The organism is Caballeronia sp. (genome assembly GCF_049581465.1).
Taxonomy (GTDB): Bacteria; Pseudomonadota; Gammaproteobacteria; order Burkholderiales; family Burkholderiaceae; genus Caballeronia.
On record NZ_JBAUSA010000157.1, the window covers coordinates 1 to 2,984 of the forward strand.

Annotated in this window: 4 protein-coding genes; 2 read left to right on the top strand and 2 right to left on the bottom strand. The window is 61.1% G+C overall.

Features of this window, described 5'->3' with window-relative positions; genetic code table 11:
- On the bottom strand, positions 1-704 hold a 704-nt coding region (locus WCA53_RS03950), incomplete at its 3' end, for a PAS domain-containing protein (RefSeq protein ID WP_423905671.1).
- Positions 705-743: 39 nt separating this feature from the next.
- On the opposite strand from WCA53_RS03950, the gene WCA53_RS03955 reads away from it, so the two are divergent.
- The gene (locus WCA53_RS03955) at positions 744-1,043 is read left to right on the top strand and encodes a hypothetical protein (RefSeq protein WP_423905673.1); all 300 of its coding nucleotides are present in this window, start codon (positions 744-746) and stop codon (positions 1,041-1,043) included.
- Here WCA53_RS03955 and WCA53_RS03960 read toward each other — a convergent pair.
- Positions 1,003-2,304, bottom strand: coding sequence for a cation:proton antiporter (locus tag WCA53_RS03960; protein ID WP_423905674.1), 1,302 nt, complete (start codon positions 2,302-2,304; stop codon positions 1,003-1,005). The genes WCA53_RS03955 and WCA53_RS03960 overlap by 41 nt on opposite strands.
- 206 nt (positions 2,305-2,510) lie before the next feature.
- Here WCA53_RS03960 and WCA53_RS03965 point away from each other — a divergent pair.
- The coding region (locus WCA53_RS03965; protein ID WP_423905676.1) for a LysR family transcriptional regulator at positions 2,511-2,984 on the top strand (474 nt) is incomplete at its 3' end.

Sequence of the window (2,984 nt, forward strand, 5' to 3'; positions counted from 1 at the left end):
GCCCAGAACTCTGCGTAGGCGGGCGAACGAATGAGGGCGTCTTCGCAGAACATCCGGTGATGCTGTCCGACGATCTCGCTCTCCGTGTAGCCAACGGCGGAAAGGAAATTCTCGTTGGCTGCGAGCACAATACCGTCGAGCGAGAATTCGATGACGGCCTGCGATTTGTCGATCGCCGCGAGGCGGCCTTGCTGTTCGGCCTGTTGAAGACGCGCGGCTGTCACGTCGTTGGCGACCTTCACCACTTTGACGGGGTGCCCTTGCGCGTCGAGCACCAGCGTATAGGACGCGACGACCCACACCGACTGGCCGTTCTTCGCGATACGCTTGTATTCGCCCTGGTCGAATTCGCCGCGTCCGAGTTTCTCCCAAAACTGCCGATACGCGATGCTGGCGGCATATTGCGGCTCGCAAAGCACCCGGTGGTGCTGGCCAGTCAGTTCGGCTAGCGAATAACCGAACGTCCGCAGGAAGTTGTCGTTTGCATGCAGGATCGTGCCGTCCAGCGAAAACTCGATCAGCGCCTGAACACGGTTCAACGCGGCGTGGAACGCACGGAGGTTGCGCCTCTCTTCGTCATCCTCGATGGGTTTGATCCGGCTGACGGAAGCGGGTTCGGGACGTGACGGGCCTGGATGGCCACCGAGTTGGTCGCCTGGTTGATCAAGTTGCTCGCCGACTGTTTCTATCGAGGAAACGTTCATGTCTCTCACTCAGGTTGGGCTATATGGAACAACGACTGCTTGGCCGAGCAGGCGCGCCGGTCGCACGTAGGCGCAACCAACGAAACCTTGAGCGGCGGGAGCAGACGAATCATCCTTTACGTCATGCGCGAAACGTATTCGCGCATTGTGTTGTTTTTGTTAAGCGATGGGCTCGACGGTTCTTCGGTCCAGCGTGCCTATCAGACTGTGGCCGCACCAGCCGGTTTGAATATTCGCGCGCCGATCCTTGGATATCGGATGCGTTTGCTCGAAGCTTTAACTGGAACCGAAAATATTTCTAATCGCGTTGGTAGCGCTTCATCAGCGGCGTCGACGTAATGCCGTGCACGATCACCGATGCGGCGATCACGCCCAGCACGAGCGGCACGAGAGGAGCGGCTGCGCTTCGCGGCGCGTGTTCGAGCGCGTACATCAAATAATAAAACGAACCCACGCCCCGAATTCCGAACCAGCTGATGAGCCAGCGCTGCGAATGGGTCGTCGATGAACCCAGCAGCGACGCCTGCACCGACACCGGTCGCGCGATCAGAAAAAGCAGCACGACCAATGCGCCGCCGCGCCACGTAAAAAGCGTGCCCCAGGCATTCGCGAGTGCGCTGCCGATCATCAGCATCACGGCAACTTCCGCGATTCGCTCCAGCTCGATCGTGAAGCCCAGCACGCGCGCTGCGACAAATGCGTGCGCACGCTCAGGGTCCGAGGCGGTGGCGGCCACATCCTGCGCGTCGACCGTTCCTACGGCCTCTTCCACCGACTTGTCGCCGCTCGCTTTGTGCTCTACGCGACGCATTGCAAGACCCGCCGCGAACACCGCGAGAAACGCATACGTGTGGAACAGTTCCGCGATGCCGTACGAGAGGGCGATCAGTCCGAGCGCGTAAAATCCCTCAGGCCCGAGCGCGAGGTTGTAGCCCGTGCGCAGCCACGCGATCATCCGCACGGCCAGATCGCCGAGCACCCAGCCGATGGCCAACGCGCCGATAACGCCCCAAAGCGCATTGCCGAGGAAATACCAGCTCAGCGCCTGATCCGGGGATGCCTCGTAATTGCACACCGCGATGCCGAGCAGTGCGAACGGTAGTGCGATGCCATCGTTGAAGCCGCCTTCGCCGGTCAGGGAAAAGCGCAGCAAGTCGATGTCTCCGGGGCCTTGCACCTGAACATCGTGGGCGAGGACCGGATCGGTCGGCGCGAGCATCGCGGCTATCAGCAGCGCCGGGCCCCAGTTCATGTGCAGTACGAAAGCGCACGCGAGCGTCATGATTGCGACGGTCCCGATCATCGCGACGATGCCAAGCCGCAACGGCAACAGCCAGATCCGGTCGGTCGGCGGGGCGCGCATGCGCAGGCCGATCGCGAACAGCGAAACCAGCATGGCGACTTCGGTGATGCGGCGCAGCAGGGCGCTGCCGCCGATCAGGTCGAGGTTCAGGAGGCCCATGCCGAATGGCCCGATGCCAAAGCCGATCGCCAGATAAATCATGGCGCTGCTGATCGGCAGGCGCTTGAAGGTCGAGTTGGCAAGTCCCATGAAAATGAGGACACCACCAACGACGAGGAACCATATCGTTTCGGTCATCTGGGCCTGATTCCGAGTAGGCGGGGCGTAGTGCCGGGGGCGGGCTTGGGAGAAGACGCAGGAAGGTTCAAGGACGTAGCAAGGTTTATACCGGACGAGGCCTACCGTGCCGGACCCCTATAATTCTTTCATTCTTGTTGAGCGGGACTGACAATCCGCGCGAGTCTCCTGACACCCTCTCTTTTGAAGTCATCGTGAAACGCAAGATGCCCGCGCTGAATGCGCTAAAAGCCTTTGAAGCCGCCGGTACGACCGGCAGTTTTACCCGTGCCGCCGCGTGGCTGAACGTCACGCAAAGTGCCGTCAGCCGGCAGGTCCGGCAGTTGGAAGAGCAACTCGGCGAGACGCTTTTTTCGCGCCGTCACCAACATCTCGAATTGACGCACGAAGGCCGCGTGCTGCTGCGCGCGTTGCAACAATCCTTCGACAAGATCGAGTTGACGGTTCGTGCGATCCAGCAAAAAAGCGACGCAAACCGCCTGCGTATCAACGTCCCGCCAACGTTCGCCGCGCGCTGGCTGGTGCCGCGCCTCAAGCGCCTGCGCGAAGCGCTGCCGCAACTGGAACTGACCATTACCACGCGTCTTGACGACGGTATCGCAGATTCGAACCGGCTGGATTGCGCGATCCGTTTCGGCGATGGGGAATGGACCGGGCTTGACAGCACGTTGCTGATGCAG